Origin of the sequence: Microvirga terrestris, from assembly GCF_015694425.1 — a bacterium.
Taxonomy (GTDB): Bacteria; Pseudomonadota; Alphaproteobacteria; order Rhizobiales; family Beijerinckiaceae; genus Microvirga; species Microvirga terrestris.
Map to the genome: position 1 here is coordinate 230,289 of NZ_JADQDN010000006.1, position 25,244 is coordinate 255,532.

General features: G+C 57.0%; 18 protein-coding genes. 13 read left to right on the forward strand and 5 right to left on the reverse strand.

Translation table 11 applies throughout. The features are described from left to right. Positions 1 to 174 precede the first annotated feature (174 nt). Positions 175 to 399 (forward strand): hypothetical protein, encoded by a 225-nt coding sequence (locus I2H36_RS14040; protein WP_196264516.1) that lies wholly within the window; start codon positions 175 to 177, stop codon positions 397 to 399. Between the two features lie 59 nt (positions 400 to 458). Here the strand turns inward: I2H36_RS14040 and I2H36_RS14045 are convergent, their stop codons facing one another. Beyond that, on the reverse strand, positions 459 to 1,193 hold the full coding sequence (locus I2H36_RS14045; RefSeq protein WP_196264517.1) for a TerC family protein: 735 nt from the start codon (positions 1,191 to 1,193) through the stop codon (positions 459 to 461). A 334-nt stretch (positions 1,194 to 1,527) separates the two neighbouring features. On the opposite strand from I2H36_RS14045, the gene I2H36_RS14050 reads away from it, so the two are divergent. Further along, positions 1,528 to 2,106, forward strand: coding sequence for a hypothetical protein (locus tag I2H36_RS14050; protein WP_196264518.1), 579 nt, complete (start codon positions 1,528 to 1,530; stop codon positions 2,104 to 2,106). A 32-nt stretch (positions 2,107 to 2,138) separates the two neighbouring features. Here the strand turns inward: I2H36_RS14050 and I2H36_RS14055 are convergent, their stop codons facing one another. Further along, positions 2,139 to 2,744, reverse strand: a complete 606-nt coding sequence (locus I2H36_RS14055) for a 3'-5' exonuclease (protein WP_196264519.1) — start codon at positions 2,742 to 2,744, stop codon at positions 2,139 to 2,141. Between the two features lie 64 nt (positions 2,745 to 2,808). Beyond that, a complete protein-coding gene (locus I2H36_RS14060) occupies positions 2,809 to 3,069 on the reverse strand; it encodes a hypothetical protein (protein ID WP_196264520.1) in 261 nt (86 codons plus the stop codon). A gap of 174 nt (positions 3,070 to 3,243) precedes the next feature. Between I2H36_RS14060 and I2H36_RS14065 the strand changes: the two genes are divergently transcribed. Continuing rightward, positions 3,244 to 3,624 (forward strand): rhodanese-like domain-containing protein, encoded by a 381-nt coding sequence (locus I2H36_RS14065; protein WP_196264521.1) that lies wholly within the window; start codon positions 3,244 to 3,246, stop codon positions 3,622 to 3,624. A gap of 91 nt (positions 3,625 to 3,715) precedes the next feature. Here the strand turns inward: I2H36_RS14065 and I2H36_RS14070 are convergent, their stop codons facing one another. Beyond that, positions 3,716 to 4,216 (reverse strand): lytic transglycosylase domain-containing protein, encoded by a 501-nt coding sequence (locus I2H36_RS14070; RefSeq protein WP_196264522.1) that lies wholly within the window; start codon positions 4,214 to 4,216, stop codon positions 3,716 to 3,718. Positions 4,217 to 4,434: 218 nt separating this feature from the next. Then, the gene (locus tag I2H36_RS14075) at positions 4,435 to 5,649 is read right to left on the reverse strand and encodes a polysaccharide lyase family 7 protein (protein ID WP_196264523.1); all 1,215 of its coding nucleotides are present in this window, start codon (positions 5,647 to 5,649) and stop codon (positions 4,435 to 4,437) included. A gap of 803 nt (positions 5,650 to 6,452) precedes the next feature. On the opposite strand from I2H36_RS14075, the gene I2H36_RS14080 reads away from it, so the two are divergent. From I2H36_RS14080 to I2H36_RS14125, 10 genes are all read left to right on the forward strand, one after another. Continuing rightward, positions 6,453 to 7,763, forward strand: coding sequence for a UDP-glucose dehydrogenase family protein (locus I2H36_RS14080; RefSeq protein WP_196264524.1), 1,311 nt, complete (start codon positions 6,453 to 6,455; stop codon positions 7,761 to 7,763). Then, on the forward strand, positions 7,684 to 9,276 hold the full coding sequence (locus I2H36_RS14085) for a glycosyltransferase (protein ID WP_246718809.1): 1,593 nt from the start codon (positions 7,684 to 7,686) through the stop codon (positions 9,274 to 9,276). The genes I2H36_RS14080 and I2H36_RS14085 overlap by 80 nt, the downstream gene beginning before the upstream one ends. Positions 9,277 to 9,306: 30 nt before the next feature. Continuing rightward, complete coding sequence (locus I2H36_RS14090) at positions 9,307 to 10,512, forward strand: PilZ domain-containing protein (protein WP_196264525.1); 1,206 nt, start codon at positions 9,307 to 9,309, stop codon at positions 10,510 to 10,512. A 54-nt stretch (positions 10,513 to 10,566) separates the two neighbouring features. After that, positions 10,567 to 11,985, forward strand: coding sequence for a mannose-1-phosphate guanylyltransferase/mannose-6-phosphate isomerase (locus I2H36_RS14095; RefSeq protein ID WP_196264526.1), 1,419 nt, complete (start codon positions 10,567 to 10,569; stop codon positions 11,983 to 11,985). Beyond that, on the forward strand, positions 11,963 to 15,703 hold the full coding sequence (locus I2H36_RS14100) for a right-handed parallel beta-helix repeat-containing protein (protein WP_196264527.1): 3,741 nt from the start codon (positions 11,963 to 11,965) through the stop codon (positions 15,701 to 15,703). Before I2H36_RS14095 ends, I2H36_RS14100 begins: the two co-directional genes overlap by 23 nt. A gap of 7 nt (positions 15,704 to 15,710) precedes the next feature. Next, positions 15,711 to 16,808, forward strand: a complete 1,098-nt coding sequence (locus tag I2H36_RS14105) for an alginate lyase family protein (RefSeq protein ID WP_196264528.1) — start codon at positions 15,711 to 15,713, stop codon at positions 16,806 to 16,808. Next, a complete protein-coding gene (locus I2H36_RS14110) occupies positions 16,808 to 19,738 on the forward strand; it encodes a tetratricopeptide repeat protein (RefSeq protein WP_196264529.1) in 2,931 nt (976 codons plus the stop codon). Before I2H36_RS14105 ends, I2H36_RS14110 begins: the two co-directional genes overlap by 1 nt. 115 nt (positions 19,739 to 19,853) lie before the next feature. Continuing rightward, positions 19,854 to 22,661, forward strand: a complete 2,808-nt coding sequence (locus I2H36_RS14115; RefSeq protein ID WP_196264530.1) for a tetratricopeptide repeat protein — start codon at positions 19,854 to 19,856, stop codon at positions 22,659 to 22,661. Between the two features lie 60 nt (positions 22,662 to 22,721). Beyond that, positions 22,722 to 24,059 carry a tetratricopeptide repeat protein gene (locus I2H36_RS14120; protein ID WP_196264531.1) on the forward strand — a complete coding sequence of 446 codons (1,338 nt, stop codon included), beginning with the start codon at positions 22,722 to 22,724 and terminating at the stop codon, positions 24,057 to 24,059. 390 nt (positions 24,060 to 24,449) lie between these two features. After that, complete coding sequence (locus tag I2H36_RS14125) at positions 24,450 to 25,217, forward strand: LuxR C-terminal-related transcriptional regulator (RefSeq protein ID WP_196264532.1); 768 nt, start codon at positions 24,450 to 24,452, stop codon at positions 25,215 to 25,217. Positions 25,218 to 25,244 lie beyond the last annotated feature (27 nt).

The following is a 25,244-nucleotide window of genomic DNA, read 5'->3' on the forward strand; positions in this document are numbered from 1 at the left end:
TGCAGGATGGCATACATTATTCTGTTGTGGAGACTAGGTCTCCTCTTAAAACAAAGCTATGCGCCTCTAAGATATGCTAAGCACTATGTTTTGTAATAATGTTTGATACTCTATCCAATGATGCTGTATTCGTCGCCACGCGCAGTCCAATGAATCCGCCGTAGGAGGGCGGTCATGTTCGGTCCCTCACAATCTCATAGAATCTGGCGCATGATGAACGCCCTGATCGATGCTCGGCCTGAATGGGCCGACAAGGATGTTTTCGAGGCGGATCGCGACAAGATTCTTCGGTATGGAGCCTCCATTGGGCTCAGCGTGGAGGAACTTCTTCGAATGAAGGAGCCAGATGCTATCCTCGGCCTCTGGACCGCCGCTGAGGCAGCACAGGCCGAGGATTAAGAAGGCCAAGGGGGCATGGACAGACGCGGCCAGAAAGCTGCCTCGCCCCATCACCCCCTTTACCGTGTCTTCTTGGCTCGCCGCGAGAGCATGTTGAGAGCCTCAATGAGAGCCGAGAACGCCATCGCTGCGTAGATATAGCCTTTGGGCACGTGAGCGCCGAAGCCTTCCGCGATCAGGACCATGCCGATCATGAGCAGGAAGCCGAGCGCGAGCATGACGACCGTTGGGTTGGCTTGAATGAAGCGCGCCAGTGGATTTGCCGCCAGCAGCATCACCGTCACAGCCACCAACACGGCAACAACCATGATCGGCACGTGATCCGTCATTCCGACGGCCGTGATGATGCTGTCGATGGAGAAGACAAGATCCAGCAGCAGAATCTGCGCGATCGCGGAGGCGAAGCTCATCTGAGCTTTCTCTCCTTCGAACAAATCTGGACCTGGATCGCGATCCACATGGTGGTGGATCTCCTTGGTGGCCTTCCAGACCAAGAACAGGCCACCGGCGATCAGGATCAGGTCGCGCCAGGAGAAGCCATGACCGAATGCGGTAAAGAGCGGTTCGGTCAGTTGAACGATGATGGCGATGGTCCCCAGCAGGCCGAGGCGAAGAATGAGGGCCAGCCCGATGCCGATACGACGGGCTCTTGCCTGCTGATGAGCGGGCAGCTTGTTGGTCAGAATCGAGATGAAAATGAGATTGTCGATCCCAAGCACAACCTCCATGACGATGAGGGTTGCCAAGGCCACCCATGCGGTTGGGTCCGCTGCAAGTGCAAATAGCTGGTCCATGAGGCCTTCCGTGGTTGCGACCCCTTATTTCGTGTACTGCAGAGCTTACACAAGGGCTGAACCAGCCTTCTTACCCGTTTTGCGTCACAAACGGTTGGATCTGCTGCCTCCGCCGCCGGAATCATAGGGTGACAACGGCCGGGTGTCGGCGCTGAACAGAGCGATCGCCTACTGAGAAAGCTAGGCTTTCCATTCAACATGTTGAATTCACAGTGATTTGTTAATGGGAATCCCGAATAAGGCGGAAACCGTGGAACCTGTCATGGCAGCAAGAGCGTTCCTTCAGGATAGGAATGGGAGTCAGGCTATGGCAGGGGCATCAGGACGTTGGCTGTTGACGGCATCGCTGATTGGCGTTCTGTCGGCTGCAGCGCCTGTGTTTGCCCAGACGGCGCGCCCCTGGGTTGATCCTCCGTCGGACAGCGGAGCCGCAGCACCCTCACCGGCACCTGCAGCCCAGGCGACACAGCCTGCCACACCGACGCCTCAGGCGTCTTCAGCTTCTGCCCCTTCAGAGCCCACCAAAGAGAAGGCTGTCGCGACGACGCAATCGCCCCCTGAGGCTTCTCCTGGCAAGGACGAAGCAGCCAACCAAACCAAGCAGAAAACCGCAGTTGAGCGGAAGGTGCGCCGTTCAGCACAGCAGGCCAATAGTGCCACTCGCTCCCAGAGCCGGGACGAGCGGGCCACACGGCGGCGTGAGCCAAGTCAGGAGGTTTCCCAGGCGCGTGCTCCACGCAATGGAATCGAGCGGCGGGCTCGGGTTACACGCTATGGATCGGCTCAGGAAGGAGTTAATGCGGGTCTGGAGGTCATGCGCCTTCGGACGATCCAGCTTCCAGATGGTCGGCGCATCGAGATTTTGACCCGTCCCAATCAGGATATCGCAGGCGGACTCCCGGACGGATACTAAGACGGTTCCTATGGGAGGGGCGAGTTGGAGGCTTATTTGGATCCTGCGGCTTGATCGGCAGCATTCACCAGATTTGATGCTATCTCCCGGGTACAACGGTGAATATCAAGCCAGAGACGCTGCTCGCGTCGGGCATCCGCAAGAGCGCGATGCTCGGCAGGACCGAGTTCATCATCCTTTCTTTGGGCCTGCGACAGAACATTTTTCATGATGGCATCATGAAGTTCAGCGGGTAAGCCCATTTCGAGCAGGGCTTCAAGAATAGTTTGCCGATGAACGGCTTCAGTATCCTGCAGTCGCAAAGCATGCCGTGGTAGCCCGGCGGCTCGCAGCAGCCGGCTCAGCCATTTCCCATCCCATGACGGCGCTGTTGCGAAAAGGTCGTAGCCTGCGAGAGCGGACATCATTCGTTGTGCGACATCCGCTACGGGCGCTCCTTCCGCATGCAGCCGATCCCGGGAGAGGCCATGAACGGTCTCTGCCTTGGGGTCCCAATCGGTCCAGGTCCGATCAGGGCGAATGAGGTGGCTTTCCTCTTCACCGCTCGAGAGAACCCAGGCCACCTCTATGGGATATCCCTCCTTGCCGAGGGAAGAGGCTTCGAAGTCAAGGAATGCGATCTTTGGCCAATCGGGCATTGCAGATCCGTTCTCCTCCTGCCTGTGCTTAAGACGCTCGCGTGTGTTCTAATCGTAGCTGAACCTATGATGCAGACATCTCTTCAGCCAGTTGTGATCGGATGGCCTGCATCAGATCGTCATCAGATAGGCTCGTCTCCCAATCGTCGGTCAGTTCGAGGCGTACGGACTTGGCGCCTCCCGATGGAGTGCAGACCACGTGCACCTGGTCGCCAGTACCATCGACGCGTGCAGCGTCCGTTTTCACAGCATCGTTGCCGAGACCGGAAAAAGCCTGAATGCAGGTCCATGTGATGCCCTCCGCATCACTTACCTCACGGGGCATGTCATCGTCCTTTCAGGCCTGGAGAAGTGCACCAACTCTGTCAACGCCTGAGGTCGGCCGATGCTCCCAGGGACCCAACTCGTCACGCCTCAAACCCATCCTTCTTGACACTTTGCGCTCTCGGGTCGAGCCTTGCCTGGCTGCCAGGTGGCAGAACTCTGTACGGAGAGGACCATGGCGAAAAACGTGAAGGATCTGCTGGCCGAAGCGAATTCCTCAGTGCCCAGGCTGCCCCCCAATGAAGCTGTTGAGAAGATGCGCTCCGGCGATGTTCTTGTGGTGGATGTACGTGATCCGACAGAGGTTCAGCAGAGCGGGAAGCTCAAGGGTGCAGTCAATGTCTCCCGCGGCATGCTGGAGTTTCGAGCCGATCCAGAGAGCCAATACCATAATCCGGCGTTCCGGCAGGACAGAACCATTCTTCTGCATTGCGCCTCTGGCGGGCGCTCTGCTTTGGCAGCAAAGACCCTGCAGGATATGGGCTATACGTCAGTGTTCAACATTGGCGGCTTCAAGGACTTAACCGAGGCAGGGATAGAAACCGAGCCGGCCTGATTGGAGAGGCTGAACTTGAAAATAAAGACGCTCGGCCTGGACATGGCCGAGCGTCGAATTGTAGGATCCGTGAGTTCCCTGTCCGGCAATGTCACTGAGCATTGGCAGATGTGAAAGCCGAAGAGCGCAAGGCGCTTCCAGCTGCCGAGATCGAGCCAGTCGAGACTGGATCGGCAACAGCCGTGCCGAGCGCATGAAGCAGACCTTTGCGTTTGGCCACATAATAGTAGCCGCCTGCGTAAAGAGAGACCGCGCGGTCAGGGTTGCCGCCTGCAACTTTATACGCGTTGGCAAGGTACGGAACTGCGTAAGTGAGATTGGTATTGGCATCAAGCAACCCTGATGGGCTGCCCCGATATCCCATGCCACGGGCCGTAGCGTAGCGGATCTGCATCAGGCCGAAATTGCCTTTGCTGAGCGCTCGCGGATCATAGTTACTTTCTCTTCTGATGACTCTGTGGACCAAAGCCTCTGGAACGCCGTGGGTTCTGGCGTGCTGTGCAACAAGCGAGTCAATTGTTGTGCGATCCGATGCAGCAGCAGGTAGCGAACACACGACAGCGGCGCAGGCAAGAAGAAGACGAGAAATCATGCATATCCCCTTGGTTGGGGAAATTTCTCGCCATTAATCGTGGCAATAGGAGGTCAGCTTGACTGTAAGTGGCCGGAATATGGCTCATGAAGACTCCAGTGAAAGACGTTCATGCGCTCAAGGACCCGTCGCCTACCTCTTTTGGGTGAGGGATCGCTTTCGCATCCAGCGATCGTGTCTGCTTAAGACGGAGAGGTCTGTAGCGGTGCGCTCATTCGCTACATGACCAGGAAGTCGGCTGCCGTTAACTTCAGGCCTGAATCAATTTTGGCAAACTGGATGGCGCGGGTTTGGCCGGATCCATCAGGATCATAGAACAGGCCGCCTGTCTTGTTGTTGTAGATGATCTGTTCCCGTGCATCCGATGCCTTGGGCCCAACGACAAAATTGTCTGGCGCCAGCCTTCCAGAACTGAGTTTCGTAAAGACACTGTCGTTGAGCCGGATCGTGTCATCCTTGACGTTAAAGTTCAGAATGACATCGATGTTGCCGGCGCTGAGCTTCGTATCGAACGTGAAGGAATCATTGCCGGACGACCCAACGAGAATGTCGTTCCCGCTCTTTCCCCAGATCATGTCATTGCCGCCTTTGCCCTCGATCCTGTCGTTGCCGCTTGAGCCCGTGAGCTTGTCGCCGATGCTGGTGCCGGAATATGTCTTCGACGTGGATGGAAGCTGGTTCACTTTGAACGCTACCTGAGGTGCTTTGATGGAGTGGCTGAACTTCAGATCGTAGAAGGAGGTCTGCCCATACCCAGTCCCTTGCGTCTCATTCACTCCAAGATACGTGCCTGCCTTGAAGTAGAGGGCGTCGCTCCTCCATGCCTGGTTGATGTAATCCGTCGCCGCATAGGTCTGCCCGTCGGCCGAGACCGTCACTTTTACGCGGTCGGTTGTGACATCGATCGAATAGCTAAATCTCTCATTAAGGCCGACGTTAGGTCTTAAGCCGACCTTGTTGGTCAGAACAAACTTCGTCTCCTGGCCCGTGGCACCAGCAATATCATTGACGAAGTAAAGGGTGTTTCTCTCCCAATAAAGCCGGACGAGCTCGTCCTCCTGCCCATGAACCTGACCCACAACGATGCGGCCCTTCGCGCCATTGAAAAGAACCGGCGCCTGGTCGATCTCGAGTGTCGCTCTCATGACGCCGCCTTCAGCAATCGTCCATGCTGCTCGTTCTGAACCGTTCATCTCCCGAAGCTCAGAGCGTGCGTATCGTGAGCCGCTTGTCGTTGCTCCTCCCACGGGAGCTTTGAAGACCATGGCTCCGTCGGATCCCGTGTAGAAGTACTTCGGGCTCACATAAGCATTGAGGTTCTTCACTTCGTAGGCCGTGCCTGAGAAAGTGCCATACCGATCTGCTGGAAGGGTTATTTTCCAATGCTTAAGATCGAAATTGCGGCTCGGTGTGAGTGACGAAGACAACGCCATGTTAAACGCCCCAAAATTCTAAGATTTTTGTTGGCCGCAATCGGCTGAAAATCAGTTTATCTCTGCATGTTCTAAAGTGCCGCTCTTACGATTGAATTACTGAGATGTGCTTACTGAGAGCTTCCACTTTGAAGTGTAGAATCCTCTTCTGTCAAAACATTGCCATGCATACGGTAAACGCGCAGAGCCTAGGCCACTTCGCTGTCGCCTAGCTTTCCACGCCTGGACCTTCCGGCTAAGCTGCTTGTCGACAAGGCGGAAAGCCGAATAGCGCTAACCTCCCTCAAACGGGCTATTTGATATACCATTCTGTGCACTCTGATCTGACCCGAAATTGAAAGGTCTTCACCTCAGCACGAGTGCGCACCTCCAAAGGTTGCTGCACACAGGTTAGAGAGGGAATGCATTCCAATATCAGTGCCGTTTGCCGCTTTGGTTATTGGAAAGCAGAAACACATATAGCCATCTTTCTGACGTGGCTATGCTTGCAGGGTATGGCTCAATAGTCTTTTATAAAAACCTATATATTCAACATAATTATTGAGAAATTAAAGTATATTTGAAGTATAACTTGCATATCCTAAGCGTGTGCGGTGCAGCAAAATAATCAAGTATGTATTATTACTCTTATGAGTTATGAGCTATCTATTGATAGGGGTAGTTCTCTACTTAACCCGTAGGGGGTATCTCTCCAGCCGAAATAGTGAAGAGCTTTTGAGTAAGGCAGGAGTATTTATTGGATCACACCCGGCGCAATTCTATTTGGCGCCTCGATTTCACTGTTATTCGGCAGGAACAGCCTAATGCAAATTAGTGTCTTTGGGATTGGCTATGTCGGAGCGGTCTCATCGGCGTGCTTGGCCAATGACGGCCACCACGTCATTGCAGTCGATCCGAACCCCCAGAAAGTGGGTCCACTCAACGAGGGCATTAGCCCAATCGTCGAACCCGGATTGGGAGAGCTGATACAAAATGGGATCAGCAGCCGGCGCTTGATGGCAACCAGCGACGTTCGCGAAGCTATCAATGGCACGGATCTATCATTCGTTTGCGTTGGAACGCCTTCGCGTCCAAATGGCTCTCTTGATACCTCCTATGTCAGCGCTGCCGCCGAGCAAATCGGTGCGGCGATCCGAGAGAAAAACTCTTTCCATTCAGTCGTAATGCGCTCAACAATCTTGCCAGGCACGATGGAGAGCGTCGTTCTGCCTGCTCTCGAGCGCGCTTCCGGTCGCCAGGCCGGCGTGGGCTTCGGCGTTGCATATTACCCCGAGTTCCTGCGGGAGAGCACCGCTATCAGCGACTACTATGATCCGGGCGCCATCATCTTCGGGCGGCACGATCAGGTGACTGTTGATCGTCTGCTTGAGATCCACAAGATCTTCAAGGTTGAGCCCAGGATTGTTTCCATCCGCACTGCCGAAGCGGTGAAGTACACTAACAACGCTTGGCATGCTCTCAAGATCAGCTTTGCAAATGAAATCGGAAATATCTGCAAGGAAGCAGGGATCGATGGTCATGCCGTGATGGACGTGCTCTGCGCGGACAACCGGCTCAACATTTCCAAAGCTTATCTCAAGCCTGGCTTCGCTTTCGGTGGTTCCTGCCTGCCGAAGGATCTACGGGCTTTGCGTTTCGCGGCTCGAAAGTTGGATGTTCCGACGCCTATTCTTGACGCAACGATGGACGCCAACGAAGAGCAGCTGCGGCGGGCGTACTCGATGGTTGCTGCAACGGGCAAGCGTCGGGTCGGCATCATCGGGTTGAGTTTCAAACCTGAGACCGACGATCTGCGTGAGAGCCCGCTGGTGGAACTTGCGGAGCGTCTTTATGGCCGCGGATACGACATCCGCATCTATGATCCGAACATTCAAGTCTCAAAGCTGACGGGCGCGAACCTCCAGTTTATCAAAGCGCATCTTCCTCACCTGACGTCGCTCCTGACGGCCGACGTCAACGAGGTCGTCGATCACGCCGAAGTTTTTGTCCTCGGAAACCGTGAGGAAGCTAAGCGCCTCCTGGATTTCGTGAAGGATGACCGGCCTCTTATTGATCTCGTTCGTATCGACCAAGCAAGGTGCTCAGGTGACTTCTATCAGGGAATCTGCTGGTAACAGCAGTATCCGTCTCTCGGAGTCGATGGGGGCCCATATCCTCTACGTGGTTGCAGTGGCGGCATTTGCCGCCGCGCTTCCAGCTGGAGCTTATGGTTCTGTCGGAGCCGGCGTGATCGGAGCCATCGGGATATTGGCTATGTGGCGCTACGGATGGGGCATGCTGCACTTCGTGCGCGCGCTCATTTTCCGGAAGTTTGCCTTTCCACGCCAGCGGAAGGCCGCCGATGAGGCGGTCAGGAACAATCCTCCCGATACGTTCCTTCTCGTGACGACATTTCGGATCGATAGTGCCGTCACCACCCGCGTTTATAGAGCAGCTTTCGAAGCCGCTCTGGCTGCGCCTGGAAAGGCAACAGTGATTGCATCGATCGTCGAGGCTGGTGATCAGCGGCTCATCAAGAGTCTCTATCAAGTTATTTGCGGTCACCAGGACAAAGTGGACTTGGTCATCGTCAGAATTGCAGGAACGGGTAAGCGAGATGCTCTCGCTTATGGCTTCAGAGCTGTTGCTCGGCGCGCTCCGGCACCCGACGATGTCGTTGCCGTGATCGATGGTGACAGCATCGTTCCACGTGATCTCGTGCATAAATGTGTAGGCTTCTTCCAACTTGATCCGCAGGTGGGTGCGCTCACGACTGACGAACTGAGCGAGGTCCGCGGCAGCCGAATTTTTCAAGAATGGTATGCTCTGCGATTTGCACAGCGGCATACTTTGATGTCCTCCGTTGGCTTGTCTGAACGGGTCCTGACCTTGACTGGCCGCATGTCGATGTTCCGCGCAAGCATCGTTTGCAATCCTGAGTTCATCCGTCAGGTAGAACTTGACTACGTCGATCACTGGCGTCTTGGTCGATTCAAGTTTCTCACCGGTGACGACAAGTCGAGCTGGTTCTGGCTTCTGCGGAATGGCTATAAGATGCTCTACGTTCCGGATGTCGTCGTTCTGACCGTCGAGGATCCACCATCTGAGAACTTCGTTTCGGCTGCAGCCATGTTGATGGTCCGATGGTTCGGCAACATGCTGCGCACGAACTCGAGAGCACTTGCTCTCGGGCCGTGGAACATTGGCCTGTTCACGTGGTGGTCAATTCTTGATCAGCGGCTGTCGATGTGGACTTCTCTCGTCGGCTTCTTCGTTGCTCTTCTGGCTGGAATCTTCATCAGTGGATACGCAATCCTTCTGTATGCGCTCTGGATTCTGACTACTCGCTACGTCCTGACCCTCTCTCTTCTGGCCTCGCGTCAAAGAGTGTCGGTGTTCTATCCATTCCTTCTCTACTTCAACCAGATCTTCGGGTCGCTGATCAAGGTTCATGTGACGTTCCGTCTCGATCGTCAGAAGTGGACAAGACAGAAGACGACATCCGCGAATGTGGCAAAGCGCCCTCTGATGGCAAGCAATTTCATGTCAGCATACATGCACGGTGTTGCGCTTATTGCATTCGTATCGGTTTTGGCATGGGGGATGAACGTCATTCCGACGCCTAACGCCATGTTTTTCCTTCCTTGATGACCGCGCTGCTGCTTGGAGACCGTATCAATGACGAAAGTTACGCATGAGGCCGAGGTTCAAAGGCAGCATCCTCGGTACCGATTGCCCGTGAAATGTATTCACAATGGGGCACAGCTTGCGGTCGTTGATATTTCGGTTGGCGGCCTGGGACTTCGGACTGGCTCGTTGGACACCAAACCTGGTCAGGTGCTCGATCTTACTCTCGCCTTTCCGTTCAGCGGCTATGAACTGACCCTGCCCATCAACGCGGAAGTTCGCTACGTCGCGAACGAGCATAACAGGATCGGTCTTCGCTTCATCGATGTCTCTCCACGTCAGCATAGTCTGCTGCGGTTCATCCTCGACGCTTATCTCTCTGGTGAAGTCGTGGAAGCAGGAGACGTGCTGGATGTCGTCGCCCGGCGCAATGAAGGGAAGACACGGGAGGTTCCTCCGCGGCCTCAACCCCAGGGTATCGTGGCAAACCTCGCCGACCGGGGGCGGAGCGCTGCAGGTCATATTGGCATCGGGGTGGCGACTTTGCTTCTTCTGGGCTTTATCGGAACGAGCCTTTTCGACCGCTTCTACTTGATCCCGGCTCAATCTGCCCAGATCACAGCTGACTTGGTCACCGTGCCGGCTCCATCGAACGGCCAACTCACCTTTGTAGCGACCGGAGATGAGGTTAGGGCGGGCGAGCCGCTTCTCACGATCCAAGGAACTCAAGGCAACAGCATCGTTCTCGACAGTCCCTGCAACTGCGTGGTTCAGGCACGCTACAGCCGGACCACCAACTTCGTTCGGGAGGGAGCGCCGATCATTACTCTGCGAGAGAAAACTAGTAATCCTTATATTACTGCAAGTATTCCGCAGGATCAAGTTCTGCGATTTTACAAAGGAGCAAGTGCTGTCATCGAATATGCTGACGGAACTCGCGTAAGGGAAGATAACATTGAGCGCATTCCATCTTTTGAAGATCCTTCCCTCGCCGGGAAGTTGATCGTCAAACTGGCGCCCGGACGTGAACTCGGGGCATCGACGATTGGTCAGCCTGTATCTGTGGTTTTCAATACGTTTTCCGGTTCTTCAATCGGATCCGCTGTCAACAAACTGCAGACAGCCGTCAACTGGGCAGGAAACAAGATTACAGCTATCATCGGTAAAGATCGCGCGATGGCCCATGCACCAAAGAAGGCCAAAGAGCCTCAAAGTGAGAATGGAAGACGTCTAGCCGGGCTCAATTCTGGGGAATGAATGGATCCGGGCCATCAACCGGAGGACATCACTTGAATTTTTTGGAGATCAGCAATGGACAATATCATTCCGGTTCTCATGTGCGGTGGCTCTGGCACCCGTTTATGGCCGGTCTCTCGTTCCAGTGAGCCAAAACAGTTTCATGCTCTCTCTGGCAGCGAAAGCCTGTTTCAGCAGACGGTTCAGCGCTTCCGTACGGAGCAGTACGCTGAGCCCCTCATCGTCGTTAACACCAATCATCGCGATCTTGCGTTGCGAGAAATTGGACAGCTGAGCACGGGGTCGGCCCGTCTTCTGGTCGAGCCGTGCGTCCGGAGTACGGGTCCGGCCATTGCAGCCGCTGCGGCTCTGATTGCAGAAGAGGACCCTGACCGACTGATGCTCGTTGCGCCGAGCGATCATGTCATCGAACAAACCGAGGTGTTCACGCAGGCGGTGTCGCAGGCCACGCTGGCGGCCCGTCAGGGGCAGATCGTTCTCTTCGGCATCCGCCCAGCCCATCCAGAGACGGGCTTCGGCTATATTGAGGTTGGTGACGCTTTCGATAGTGCCAGCTTCAAGGTTGCGGGCTTCGTCGAGAAGCCTAAGCATGAGATAGCGGAGACATTGGTGGCCGGCGGGCGTCACCTCTGGAACAGCGGCATCTTCATGTTCACCGCTCGAACGATACTGGAAGAGCTCGAGCGGTATGCGCCGGACGTCCTCGCCTGTGCACGCCGTGCACTTTCCACAGCACACCGCGGTAACGATACCATCCGACTTGCTGCTGATTTTGACACGGCCCCGGTCATTTCGATCGACTATGCCGTCATGGAGCGAAGTGACCGGCTGGTCTGCGTTCCTGTGGCACCTGAATGGCGTGATCTTGGTTCCTGGTCGGCCCTATGGGATGTGGGCAGCAAGGACGGTAACGGAAACGTCTCCCGTGGGGACACGCTACTCCAGGATGTGCGTAACAGCTATGTTCTCGGCAACTCCAGGCTTGTTGCTGTTATGGGCGTCGAGAAGGTGGTCGTAATCGATACGGCTGATGCTGTCCTCGTGAGTTCCCTCGACCAAGCCCAGAACGTCGGCCGTCTTGCTGCGGAACTCGCTGCCGCGAAGCGCCCGGAAGCGAATGCACACAAGAGGGTGCGGCGTCCCTGGGGCTCCTATGAGTCCTTACGCGTCGGCGAGACATTTCAGGTCAAACACATCATCGTCGATGTGGCAGGGCAGCTGTCGCTGCAGTACCACCATCACCGTTCCGAGCATTGGACTGTTGTTTCCGGAACCGCCCGTGTGACTGTTGGTGAGCGGGTCTTCGTCATGAAGGCCAACGAGTCGGTCTATATCCCCAAAGGCGATGTCCACAGGCTGGAAAACATCGGAGACGACGAACTTCACCTGATCGAGGTTCAGTGCGGCACATATCTCGGCGAAGACGACATCGTGCGTCTGGAGGATCAGTATGACCGCATCGTCACGATCTGACGGTCGACGCCGGTTGCGTGTTGCTTTCTTGTTACTGTCCATGGTGCTGACTTCCAGCGCCATGGCGCAAGGCGGTAATGAGGTGTCCCGCCTTGCGGATGAGGCTCGCCAAGCTTTTCTTTCGGCTGAGCAGAACGGCGTTAATCTGAAGCAGAAGGCTGGATTCTATCAGGTCGCCAGGGCCAGGGTGAGGCTGCTGGAGAAATTTGCCAGCCATGACAATGCAGGCTCGGCAGAATTGCGCGACGGAGCCAGAGCCGAACTGATGCGGCTTGCGGATGATGGGTTGAGCCACGACATGCTCAGCTCTTTCCTTCTGCAGTCCTCTCTAAGTGATCTCGCGGGCGCGTCAACCGCTGCGGATCGTGTGGAGGTGGGCGTATCGCTGCATCAGATTGCTGGCGACCAGAGATCACCCGCCTACCGGTCTGCCGCTTTCGTCGATCTTGCACATGCCTATGCCAAGGCCGGTGCCCAGGATCGCGCACTTAGATATGCCTCTCTCGCGATGGAAGCGGCGGATCGGGTCCCTGAGCCAGGCACACGAGGGGGAGCCTACAAAGCAGCAGCCCGGGTTGCAGTGGGTCTGGGACCATCGGGTCTGAATCTAGCTGATCGTGCCGTCACCCGTATTCCACAATCCCGTGATCGTGCCTATGCACGCCATGAATTGGCGCGGATCCAGCTCAAGGGCAGTGCTTGGGAGAAGGCTACTGACCCTAGGCTCATAGCAGAGGCGAAGAGGCGGCTGGAAGCTGGGGATCTTCCTGGATGCGCCTTGATGGCTCTCTCCCTTCTGGACAGCAAAGCAAGAGATGACCTTCTCTCCAGCCTCATTGACGCTTCCATTTCTAGGCAAGAGGACAGGGTTGCCCTCATGGCGGCACAAGGGATCATTAATTCCAGTAGCCAGGACAAAGCTATTGGTGCACTTGTAAGATATTATGTTGATCGAGGTACCGCGCTCCAAGCCGCCGAAATGCTCAATGCCATGCAGGATAGCCTTGGCAAGGTCTCTATTCAGCTGAAACTTGCCGCTGACCTGAAGAAGCTTGGTTATGGCGACATGGCCAATCAACTCCTGTCCGCTAGTATCCGGCAAATCGAAACTTATGGCGAAGCCACTCAACGCGCGGCTTCTGCAGATCTTGTCCGGGCATTGACACGTTCCGGGCGCCTCGACGAAGCGTTGGGCTATGCTAGGCGGACTGAGTCTAACACTGAGGGGTCGGCCGTCCTCGTTGAACTTGTCAAGGAACTAGCAGATCGTGGTCGAATGCCCGAGGCCGAGGGTTTGCTGCCGCGCCTTCTGGATAAAGATCACCGCTCCCATGCACTGAGTGAGATCGGGCGTGCCAAGGCGAAAGCCGGCGATACCGCCGGCGCAATGCAGATCATCCCCGAACTTGTTGGGACGAAGGATGCGGGGCGTGTTCTCGCATCGATCGCAAGTGCCTACTCTCGTTCTGGCAATTTCGGACAAGCGATGTCTGTGGCCGGTCAAATAGAAGATGTGGAGTACCGTCTTGCGGCTCTCTCGGAAGTCGCTCGCCAAGCCAAACAGCATAATAATAAGGAAGTAAGCAACCGCGCTTTGAACGATGTCGTCCGAACTGCCGAGAGTCTCGAAGCAGGGACGCGTGACAACATGTTGTTGAATATCATTAGGTCTTTTACTCCGGAGATGAATAGGGCTCAGGCAGACGAACTTGCTGGACGGGTCGCCGACGCTGGCCTTCGTGTGCGCGCAGAACAGCTCATCTTTGGCGCTGATGTAAGGGATCTGATCAAGAAGAAGAGGCGTGGTGAAATCCCCGATGCCTTACTGGTTCGCGGCATTAAGAAAATAGAAGTCGACGAAGACAAAGCGGAACTTGCGCTCGAACTCGCTACTCTGCTAGAAGGTGGGATCCGTGCTGCCGATCTGATCCGTACGATCCGGGATGGGCGGCTCCGCCGGGCGACTTTCCGGCGCCTAGCCGAGGCGCAGGCTGATGTTCTCAGAAAGCCTTTAGAAGAAGAGCCCAACAGCAGCGTAGTACAGGATGTGCAGACGGTCGCCTCGGCTCCCGAAGAACCTGAGGAGACCGTACAGGAGATTCAGACCCGGAGAGGCCTTTTACTCATACGGGGAGATGCTGGGGACGCGAAAAGCGCTGTGGACCAACTCCCTCGGAGTTTTGTGACCGCCGCAGATGCCAGAGCTGAAACACCATGGCCCGCTGATGCAGTGGTGGGAAGCACTTTTGCAAACCATAACCCTTACATCGCGAAATTTTTCGAGGATGATGAACAGGGAAATACCCGCCTGGAGCAGGCGATCCGACATCAGGGGATGCCCTCACCCCGAGTCATTGTAGTTCAGAGCGGTATTGCGACACTTGGAATGGTTGCCCGCAAGCTGCAGGGTGGCGACGCCAGAGATCTCATTGCATATAGTGCCGAGGCCGTGACGGTGCGGGCGCCCATCTTCGTTGCTCCCGGAGCCACGCTTGTTCTCTCCCGCCTTGACAGCCCGGTCTATCGGCTGAGTGCAAGCGCCGGCGCCTTCATCGTCAATGCGGGCAATGTCCACATCGTCGATGCCGAAGTCGTTGGATACGATGAAGCATCCAGGCGCCCTCTCTGGGCCGAAGCTGACACATCCACAATATTCCGGCCCTTCCTCCTCACGTGGGGGGATGGGCGCATGAACGTGGCTTCGTCCACTCTCGTGGCTCTTGGCTATGACAACGCCAAGTCCTTTGGGCTGAGCTACTCCTCGGGACCGGAGCGAGTAGCGGAACTGCGAGACCAGTCACGCCCCACAGGAGTCATCGTCGACAGCATATTTGAGAACCTCCATTTCGGCTTCCATTCCTACGAGGCAGAGGGCATCCAGGTTGTCGGCAACGAGTTCCGCGACAGCGTCGGCTATGGTCTGGACGCTCATGACCGCACACACGGGTCCATCGTCGCCCTCAACACGGTTTACGGCACCAAGCAACGGCACGGCATCACGGTCTCGCGCGAAGCCGACGATGGGCTGATCGTTGGAAATATGACATTTGAAAATGTCGGCTCGGGCATCGTTATCGACCGCAACAGCAGCAATAATATTGTTCATGCCAACAGCTCTTTCCGGAACGATCAGGACGGTGTGACCATCTTCGAGAGCTCCTGCAATGTCTTGACCAGCAACTATCTTGCAGGCAACAGGAGAGACGGACTTAAAGTGCGCAACAGCATCGACGTTGGAGCGTACTCAAACCGCATTGAGGCCAACGCGAATTCCGGGGTCAGCGCCTATATTGCCGATCTCATGACTCAGAAAGGCGCGGGGAGCCCAATTCCTCATCCCGCCAGCTATCTTCCGTTGACCAGCCTGTCTCTCAGGCACAATCGCTTCTCGGCTAATGGCGTTGGCATTAACGCGCAAGGCGTGTCGAGCCTGGCCATGTCATCCAACAGGTTCGTAAAGCAATCCCGTCGTCTCCTCGGCGGCGATATCCGCGGTCTGGAAGGCCAAATCCTGCGCCTTACCTCCCAATCGAATGTTCTCGTTGCGAGCACCTGCCGCCCGGCGAAGCCGGTTTCAGTGTGCCGTTTGCGGGATCGGGGCTACTTCGAGGGAGAGAGCGAGCTACAGGTTTTCAGACCCCAAGGAGGATCCGACTGCACGGATGTCAATGGAAGCGTGCAGCATCGTGCTTTCTCCAGTACACCTCAAGGCACATAGAGGCAGCATGAAAACGGTTCTCATCGCCCTTCTGCTGAATCTTCTGACGGTTGGTTCGTCTTATGCTCAGACCAAGGGAAACGGGCTTTTCGACGTGGAACTCCGCAGGGCTGCACTGGCGCAGCCAGCTTTCACAACTGCGCGCGCGGCTTGCCTTGCTATACCACGCGATCCAGCATGGAGCAGCATCAAACCTATAGCTGCCCTAAAAGGGACCGAAGACTACGTGACGGACGGAGCGGCCAATGATTATGCCTGGGCTGTTATGGTGCTCACCGGGCGCACGCTTGCGGGCGACATGGTTTCAGAAGTCGCCCTTCGTGATCTTCTGCTTGCCTGGGCCAGAGCAAGGGCTTTCGCCGATACAGAAATCGAGCACGACGCCTATTATGCCTTGAAGCGCGTTCTCCTGCCCACTGTCGTGGCATTTTCTGTCCTGCAACGCGGGCTGGATGAAGGGCAGAAGCGAATGCTATCCGATTGGATCGATCCTCTGGTCCGCAAGACCGATCAAACCTTCGACGGCGTCGTTGGCCGCAACAACCACCGCTATCTCGCAGACAGCCTTCTGATGACGTGGGGAGCCGTCATCAGGGACGAGGCCCTCTACACCAAAGGGCAGGACCGCTATCGCGCGATCCTGGCAGAGGCGCGACCAGACGGGAGCCTTGCTCTGGAGACGAGACGAGGCGCTAGGGCTCTCTGGTACATGCGCCAGTCTCTGGCGAGCCTCACTGTGATGGCGGAGGTGGCTGCCACCCGCGGAACCGATTTCTACGATCTTCGGGCCGGAGAGGTCAATTTCGACCGCGTCCTGTCCTACCTTCTCAATGGCATCGCGGAGCCCAACGTCGTCATGGCCTATGCGTCCGAGAACTACATTCCGGGTGGAGAGGCGGACGCTCGCCGCCAGGATCTGGGCTTCATGGCGAAACGCAGCAACGGGCGGCACTACATGGCTTGGGTTGAGCCCCTGATGGCGCGGGATCGAGCGGGTCTCGCGACGAAGAGGCTGAAAGCATTGTTCGTCCGCAGCATCCGTTCGGATCGACCGCTCATTGATGAATTCGTCGGTGGCAACGCGACGTGCTTCTGGGGACGCTGATGACTAAGATTAAGTCACTCCTCGCCAGCACTGTCGCGGTCTTCGCTGTGATGTCGTGTTCGACACTACAGGCACAGGACTCGGCGAGCACCGAGTTCCAGGCTCGCTACCGTGCCGCAACGGCGAAGATCGCGGAGTTAAAGCAGCGGACAGATCCCAATGCTCTCCTCGAGCAAGCGCAACTGCTCCAGGATGGGCTTCCTGTCAGCGAAAATAATCCTCTCATGGCCCGTCGCCTCGATGAGGCAGAGCGTCTTTACGACCAAGCGCTCGCGATACCAGGAACTCTATGGCCCTCTGCTGCTGTGCGCCGGGCCAAGCTGATCCTGTCACGGGACAAGGATCAGCCTTCCATTCAAAAAGCAATCGACCTTCTGCGCAGGGCAGCCGCACTGCAGAACCATGAAGCAGCGTTCCTTCTGGCCGGCCTGATGGAAGCGGGCGTCGGAGGAAAGCGCGATCTTGAAGCGGCAAAGAATCTGTATCAGATCGCTTTGCGATCGGAGCATGGCCCCTCGGGTCTTGCTCTGGCGCGGTTGGAGTCGGATCCTGCCAGGGCAAACATATTTGCAACGCAGGGACTAAGGCTTCTCTTTCAACAGGCCAAGCAAGGGTCTGCTGAAGCGGCGAGAACTCTGGCCGATCATTACCGGGCAACAGGTGATGGGCCGGAGCGGCTGAGCGCCGCGATCGAGTGGTATCAGCGGGCGATTGAACTCGGTGATGCAGAGGCTGCCTTGCATTTGGGCCAGCTCCGTCTCGATCAGAAGTCGCCTCTGCGGCAGCCGCACGAGGCCCGGAATGCCTTCGTGAAGGCTGCCGAGCGAGGTTCGGTCGAAGCTGCAATGATTCTGGCAGAGGATCCCTACAATGGTGCCGTTCTTGGCGTTCAGAGCAATGTCGCGGAGCTGTGGCTCAACCGCGCCATTGAGACGAAAGCGCCTCGCGCTCTGGTCTTAGCAGCCGAAATCCGCAGCCAGTTTGGTGATGAAGGACGTATAGCTGCCAAGAGCCTCCTGAATGAGGCCTTGCAGCGGGTAGATGACGATACAACGGCGCTCCTGGCTCTTGGGCGCCATGTTCGCGATGGTGTGCTGATCGAACCCGATATCCCGCTCGCATTGAAGCTTTTCGATAGAGCAGCGACCAGCGACAACACGATGGCCTATTATGAATTCGCCCGCACCGCGCTGAGCCACCAGGATATGGTAACGGACGGAATGCTTCCATCGGCCATTGACCGTCTCAGAACAGCGGCGGAGCGTGGACATATGAAGGCTGCTGTCGAAATGGGAGACGCGCTGCTGCTCGGTCAGGGTGTCCCGGAATCACAAGCCGCAGCCATGGAATGGTACCAGCGGGCAGCTGCCAGCGGATCTCCCGTCGCGTATATCCGCCTCGGGGATGTCTATGCCGGTCGCTCCGCAGGGTTAGAGGCCCCACAAGCCCTGGAATGGTACCGCAAGGCAGCCGAAACCAACAGCGCGATCGGGATGGTTCGCCTCGGCAAGATGTTCAATGAGGGCAGGGGAGTGCCTCAGGATCAGGCGCTCGCTGCGACATGGTTCAGCCGCGCGGCCGCCGCAGGCAGCAGTGCTGCCATGGTTGAGTTGAGCTCTCTCTATTCCCGCGCCGGCGGGCCTGGACATTTCAATCTGGCTCGTGAAGCGCTTGAGAAGGCCATCCGTGCCGGTGATACTCGTGCGCCGATTGCCTTGGCAAAGCTATATCTCGTTCGCGGGGAGCGCACACTTGCCGAGATGACACTAAAGAGATCTGCAGATAGCGGCAACGCGGAAGCCGCGCTGAATCTGGCGGAACTCTATCTGTCCGGACAGTCAGGCGCAGATCAGCAAAGCGCTGCACGGCGGTGGCTCTCAGTTGCCGAAAAGGCCATGGCGAAGGACGACGATCAAACCAGCAGGATTGCCTCGATGTATCTGCGGCTTCCAGATGCCGCATCCACTGATCACGGCTCTTCAGCGCTGGAAACGTTGGTCAGGAAGAACAATCCGGAAGCTATGACGCTCCTGGCGACCGCACTGCTGCATGGAACCGGTATCCCGCGTGATCCAACGCGTGCCGAAGCTCTGTTTCGCCGTGCCATTCAGCTCGGGCATGATGGAGCGCGGTTTATACTCGCCAAGGCTTATCGGGACGGTGATGGACTGCAGCGAGATCCTGCTCGGGCATTCGCCCTCTATCGCGAGATCTACAGGGAAGAACCAGGGGACACGAAGATTCAGATTGCCTTGGGCGACGCCTATGCCCGTGGCGACGGCGTGAATCCGAACCGACGTCTGGCTGCTGAATTCTATACTCAGGCGGCACGCCAGGGGGATCCGGACGGACAGGTCCGTCTTGGAACTGCCTATCTCTATGGCGCGGGCGTGGACCGCGACAGCCAGAAATCGGATTATTGGCTTTCGCGTGCGGGCGAAGCCGGGGTGATCGAAGCGAAAGTTCAACTCGGGAATGCGAAACTGTCCGGCCTTGCGGCGGCGGTCGATGCAGAGGGTGCTTTCGCTTCTTACCTCCGCGCCGCGGAAGCAGGCTCGCAAACTGCGATGATCGAGGTGGCACGCGCTCTGACGAACGGCTTTGGAACGCTTGCTGACCCGGCTCTGGCAAAGATGTGGCTGGAGCGGGCGGCCGCCCTTGGCTCGCCAGATGCAATGTTCGAACTCCATCGCCTATATGACATTGGACCGAAGCCCAATGCTCGTGAGGCCGAGCAGTGGCTCAGGCAAGCTGCGCAGAGTGGCCATGCTGCCGCCATGTACCGCCTCGCCCTGCGCTATCAGCAAGGAACGTCCGAGCAAGACAAGACGATGACTCGGGAGTGGCTCGAGAAGGCTGCTCAGGCCGGCCATTCGCAGGCTGCCAAGGCCCTTCAGAAACTCACAGCATCGGCGGTAGCGCCGGGATGAGGCTGAGGACATGGGAATGCCTTTGAGGCAGCGGACATCGGAACAGGTTCAGGTAGAACGGGGCGTGATAATGACGATCCTCACTCTTTCTACCGGCAAGAAAGTAGGAAACGTTATGGCGCAATCGTCAGCCGTTCTCGCTGGTACGGTATTGACCGCGTTCTTGGTTCTCGCCGCTTCTGCCGAGGCCCAGGTTCCGTCGCCTCAGTCGCTGGCACCCACATCGGATTTCAGCAAGATCTGTACACCAGCTCCGAAGCCTTTTCTGACTCGGGATTGGAGTCAATGGAACAAGTCGCAGCCGGTCCTCGACCCTGAGGAAATGTATGATGCGGCGATAGCTTATGCGGAGGGAAGTACCGCTCTCAAGCGCGATCCTGTCGCAGCGAAACGCCTGCTTGAGGATCTTTCGGAGAGAGCATGGCCAGGGCGAGGCCGGGCTCATTACCGCCTCGGCAAGCTACTTCTCGATCCGATTGCCGGACTGGTCGACCCTGAGCGGGCGGCAGTGCATCTCGCGACAGCGTCATCCATGCTGAACCTCGACGCGTCGGTCCTTCTGGCGGAGCTTCATGAGCAAGGCCGGATCAGCAGCGCCAGTTTGGCGGAGGCGGAGCGCCTCCTTCGTGCCGCGTCTACGGCGGGGCATGTTGACGGCCTAGTCGGCCTAGCCCGGCTTCAGCGCAGCGGACGTCTCGGTACAGTGCCTCAGGCTGGAAGCAACGATCTGATCACTCTTGCCCTGCAGTCTCTTCATAGTGACCTGAATAAAGGGCGGTGCTCCGCGCTTTATCGCATCGGGCTTATCCTCAGCGATGAAAGCCTCGTTCCTGGTGGCCTGCAGGAAGCCATCAAATGGTTTGAGGCAGGCGCCCGCCAAGGCGACACAAACGCCGATCTGGCTTTGGCCGAGATTTATCTTCAAGAACGTGTCAAAGCAACTCCAGATCGCTTCATCCGTCACCTCGAACGCGCTGCGGAAGGCGGCAGGCCGCGCGCCATGACTCTGCTCGGCGAACGCCTCATGCTCGGAGATAAGGCGCCCAAGGATGTTTCGAAGGGCATTGCATGGCTGGAGCGGGCCGGTCTCAATGCGGATCCTGAAGCGTATAAGCTCCTTTCCCGCCATTACCGCGGAGAGTTCGGTGCTGCTCCCGACCTGCCAAAGGCAGCAAATGCTCTCCTGAAAGCAAGTCGGCTGCCAAGCTACAGCACCAGCATCCTCGTCGGTCTTGCGCGGCTCTATGCCGGCGGGGTGAACGGCCAACCCGATGTGAAGGCAGCGCTGACCTATTATCGTCAAGCCGCGGACAGGGGCGATGTGGGATCGCTGACCGAGATGGCAAAACTCCTGTTGAGCCATCCGCAGGAGGGATCCCCGGAGACTCCCTTGCGCTTGCTCGAGGAGGCTGCCGCGCGCAATCATCCTGAAGCCATGGGGGTTCTCGCTGACCTTTATGCGTGCAGCACGATCGTTGCGCCCGATGCCTCTCAGGCGAGAGCTTGGTTGGACCGTGCAGCTGAGATGGGGCATGTCCGCAGCATTCTGGCGGTCGCATCCCAAAATGCATCCGATCAAGGAACAGCTCAGAAGAGCGCAGCGGCTCTCCTTCGCGCTGCGGAGCGAGACGACCGAGAGAGCATGGTTCTGCTCGCCCACGCCTTTCGGTCGGGCTTGGGCGTGAAGCAAGATGCTCAGGTAGCCGATCGCTGGCGGGCTGCTGCGCTCGCACCAGGAGAGGGACGATCCCGCGCTCTGCTCCTCCTGGCGCGAAGAATCCTGAACGGTGAGGAAGGTAGTCGGGATGACAGTGCAGCAAGAATGCTTCTCGAGCAGGCCGCCAAGGAGGGGGAACTGGGCGCCCAACTCGAACTTGGACGCCTTCTGATCGCACAGCGGGGAGATAAGGCACAGGTGCTACAGGGCTTGCAGCTTCTCCAGGCTGCCGCAGCCTCTGGAAATGCTGCAGCCATGCTGGCGCTGTCCGAGGCTCCGAGCGATGTGCTGTCTTCGACTGGGAAGACAGCACAGGAATGGAGGAAAGTGGCGGCCGAAGCGGGCAATGTTCGTGCTGCCATCGCGCTCGCGTCAAACGCGAAGGAAGGAGCTGATGCCGCACGTTGGCTTTCGCGTGCTGAAGCGCTTCCGGTCTGCGTCGCACGGGATATGGCCGAACTTGCTCAAGCCTATCATAAAGCAACGGGCTCTCAGCATATCGAGCGCGCGCGATACTGGATGGAGAAGGCCCTTGGCACTCTTCAAGACAGCGCGAAGGATCCTGCCGCTTTGTTCGTGGTTGGGCGAGCCATGGCCGACGGCGTCGGTGGAATGAACAATAAAGAGGCAGCCATTTCCCAAATCAAGCTTGCTGCCGATGCTGGTCGGGTTGATGCAATGCGTTACCTGGGGCGTGGCTATGTATCCGGTCAGTTTGGTGAGCGGAACACGCAGATGGCTATTGAGTGGCTGTCGAAAGCCCTGAGCCGTGGCGACGGCAGTGTGGCGGCCGATCTGTCCCGCCTTGCTGCCATCCCTGGCCGCGAGGGAACTGCGGCGATTGCCGTCCTGAAGGAGAGCGCAGAAGCTGGCTTGGCGCCCGCCATGCGGGAATATGGTCGCAGCTTGCAACTCGGGCTGGGAATGACCTCACAACCGGATGTCGGCGCCTCCTGGCTGCGAAAAGCTGCAGAAGCCGGCGATACCGCTGCGATGAAGGAGCTGTCACGTGCCTATGCGTCCGGTTACGGCGTCGAACTTTCAGCCAGCGCCAGCACTGAATGGTTACAGCGTGCAGCCCAGGCCGGTGATGCGGAGGCCATGCAAGGTTTGAGCCTCGCCATGACGCTTGGCTTCGGGACAGATGTCAATCCTATCGCGGCTCAGGAATGGTTGAGAACAGCCGAAGGGGTGGCCCGGAAGTAAACGAGCCTCTGGAACGTAGAGCGACTGTGACCGTCTCTATTTGGCGGTTAGGAGAGACAGATGATTAAAGCGATGCAGATTGTACTCCTGAGCTCTCTAGTGGCGAGCATTGCGCCGGCCGCGTTGGCAGCTTCCAATCAGGGCAGCGGAGCACAGGCGCGATCAACTCAAACTGCCGTCGCAACCGCGCCGCCGACTCAAGCGCAACTCAAAGCCATGTCCACCATGCGTCTTCTGAAACTCGGTCAGAAGGCGTTGACTGTGGAAATGGACACGCAGGATTTCGTGACCGGACTTGATGCCGTGAAGATCGCGTCTGCACGTGGAGACCGGGAGGCGACCCGCCTCATGGCCAAGATCATGGCACGCAACCAGATTATTCTTGGAACGGACGACCGTGCAAAGCTTGAGCGACGTTTCCGCTTCGAGGCTCTTCGAGGGGCGTCGAGTTCGGTTCTCGCCATCGCGGGCATGTATGACCGTGGCGACGGTGTTGTGGCGGATCCGAAGAAAGCGGCCGAGTGGTATCTATGGGCTGCACGGGTCGGGCACGAGCGTGCCATGGCTCATGCGGCCTATGCGTATGGTACGGGACGCGGACTGGAGCGCAATGAAGGCACTGCCTTGAAGTGGCTGGACGGTGTGAACGAGGGACGCCAGCGGAGCACTCTTCTGGAGATTGGATGGGCTCTCGTGTTGGGCACGGAAGGTTCAAAGGATATGCCGGCCGCTCTCAGATTCTTCGAACGCGCAGCGCAGATCAAGCCTGGTGTTGTTTATGATGTTGCACTCGATCTTGAGAGGGGAACGCGGGGTGTCCAGGATCGCGAAGCTGCAGCCCACCTGATCCGGGTTGCCGCCGAACGAGGCGATAGCGGCGCGGCCACTCATCTGGCCAATGCACTTGCAAGCAGCAGCGACGTCGAGGATCAGCGGAGAGCGGTGCAGTGGTATGGCCTTGCCGCTGAGGACAAGGCCAATACCGCGGCTGGGCAAAGCCTCTCGCGCCTGCTTGCCCTGCGCCCGCCAGGAGGGATTGTGTCTGACATTGTCGCAGCTTTGGAAAAGGCGAAAGCTGCGGGTAATACCGAAGCGCTAGTTGGTTTAGCCCACGCTTACTCGGAAGGTATCGGCGTCGATGCTTCGCCAGAGAAGGCCGCCGCCTTGCTGCAGGAAGCCTCAGATGCAGGACATCCAGAAGCGAAGTATAAATTAGGGCTCATGTACAAATCGGGTTTAGGCGTTATGGCCGATCTCAACAAGGCGGTTGAACTCATGACGAGCGCTCGGGACAGCGGCTATCCCCTCGCTGCCGTAACACTGAATTCTATGATGGAACCAATCACGACAAATTCCGTCGGGCAACCTGCTCAAGCAAGCGAAGCTTCTGTGCAGTGACCTAGTTCCAAGCGAAAATACTTGATGCCACCTTGCTGAGATAAATGATATAGCAAATGTGTATGCTAAATGCTAATTTTCCTATAGAGCGCAGGCTTTTGCCTTTGTCCGAAAACGTCTGCCGTGCTTGAGGTGAATGTTTCAGGACTGGGCTGAACAGACGGATATTTGCCTATGTAAGCAAATATTCTGTCGTAACGGATCTCTTCATTAGACAGTTTACGAGAGTGACTGGCCTCGGTGATAGTCAAACGTAGATTGCTGCGAACATTATTCGTAAAAGTGTGCTGTACTACCTCCTAAGCATAATTCGTTACCTCTTTATTAGGGATGGCTGTCGAACCGCTAAACTGTAGAATTGGAGGTAATCTTTGCGGAAAGGCCCATCGCATGTCGAACCTGCTGCCGGTCACTACCATCTTGAGCTGCAAGAATTCGATGCTTCGCGAAGGCTTGAAGCATATTCTCTCAAGCACTCGCTACAAGCTGCGTTCGGAGGGAATGACCCGCGACGAGATCATTCTGGATCAGAATGTGCCGGGCTCGTCCTTTCTGGTCATCCTCGATGCAAATCTTTTCCCATCAAGGCTGACCCACGGGATATTGTCCATCAAGGACCAATACCCTCAGGCGCGGATTGTCATTCTCTCTGACAGCTTCAATCTTGATGACATGAAGTCAGCGTTCCAGTCAGGTGCGGATGGCTACTGCCTTGCGACGACGGGGTGTGAGGCTCTGATCAAGTATTTGGATCTTGTCATGCTGGGTGAGGTGGTTTTTCCATCAGCTGCATTCCTCAGCGCAATCTCGGATACGCAGTGCGAGGTAGATACTCAGGAGCCATTGACGATCACGGTTCTGCCCGCTCACGTTCCTTTAGCCCTTGAGGCCCACGACTCGCCCATACGAACGCTTTCAAGCAGAGAATCCGAAATCCTTCAGTGCCTTATGCAAGGAGCACCGAACAAGGTGATTGCACGCAAGCTCGATGTCGCGGAGGCAACGGTTAAAGTGCACATCAAAGCTATCCTCCGCAAGATCCGCGTTGCCAACCGAACACAGGCTGCCATGTGGGCCGTCAATCATCTCTCTACTGGCAGGGGTGAGGATCCGTCTCTCCTTTCTGGTGAGGGGCTGGCGTTACAGAATCTGCGCTGATGCATCCTACGGGTGTAGCGGAATACG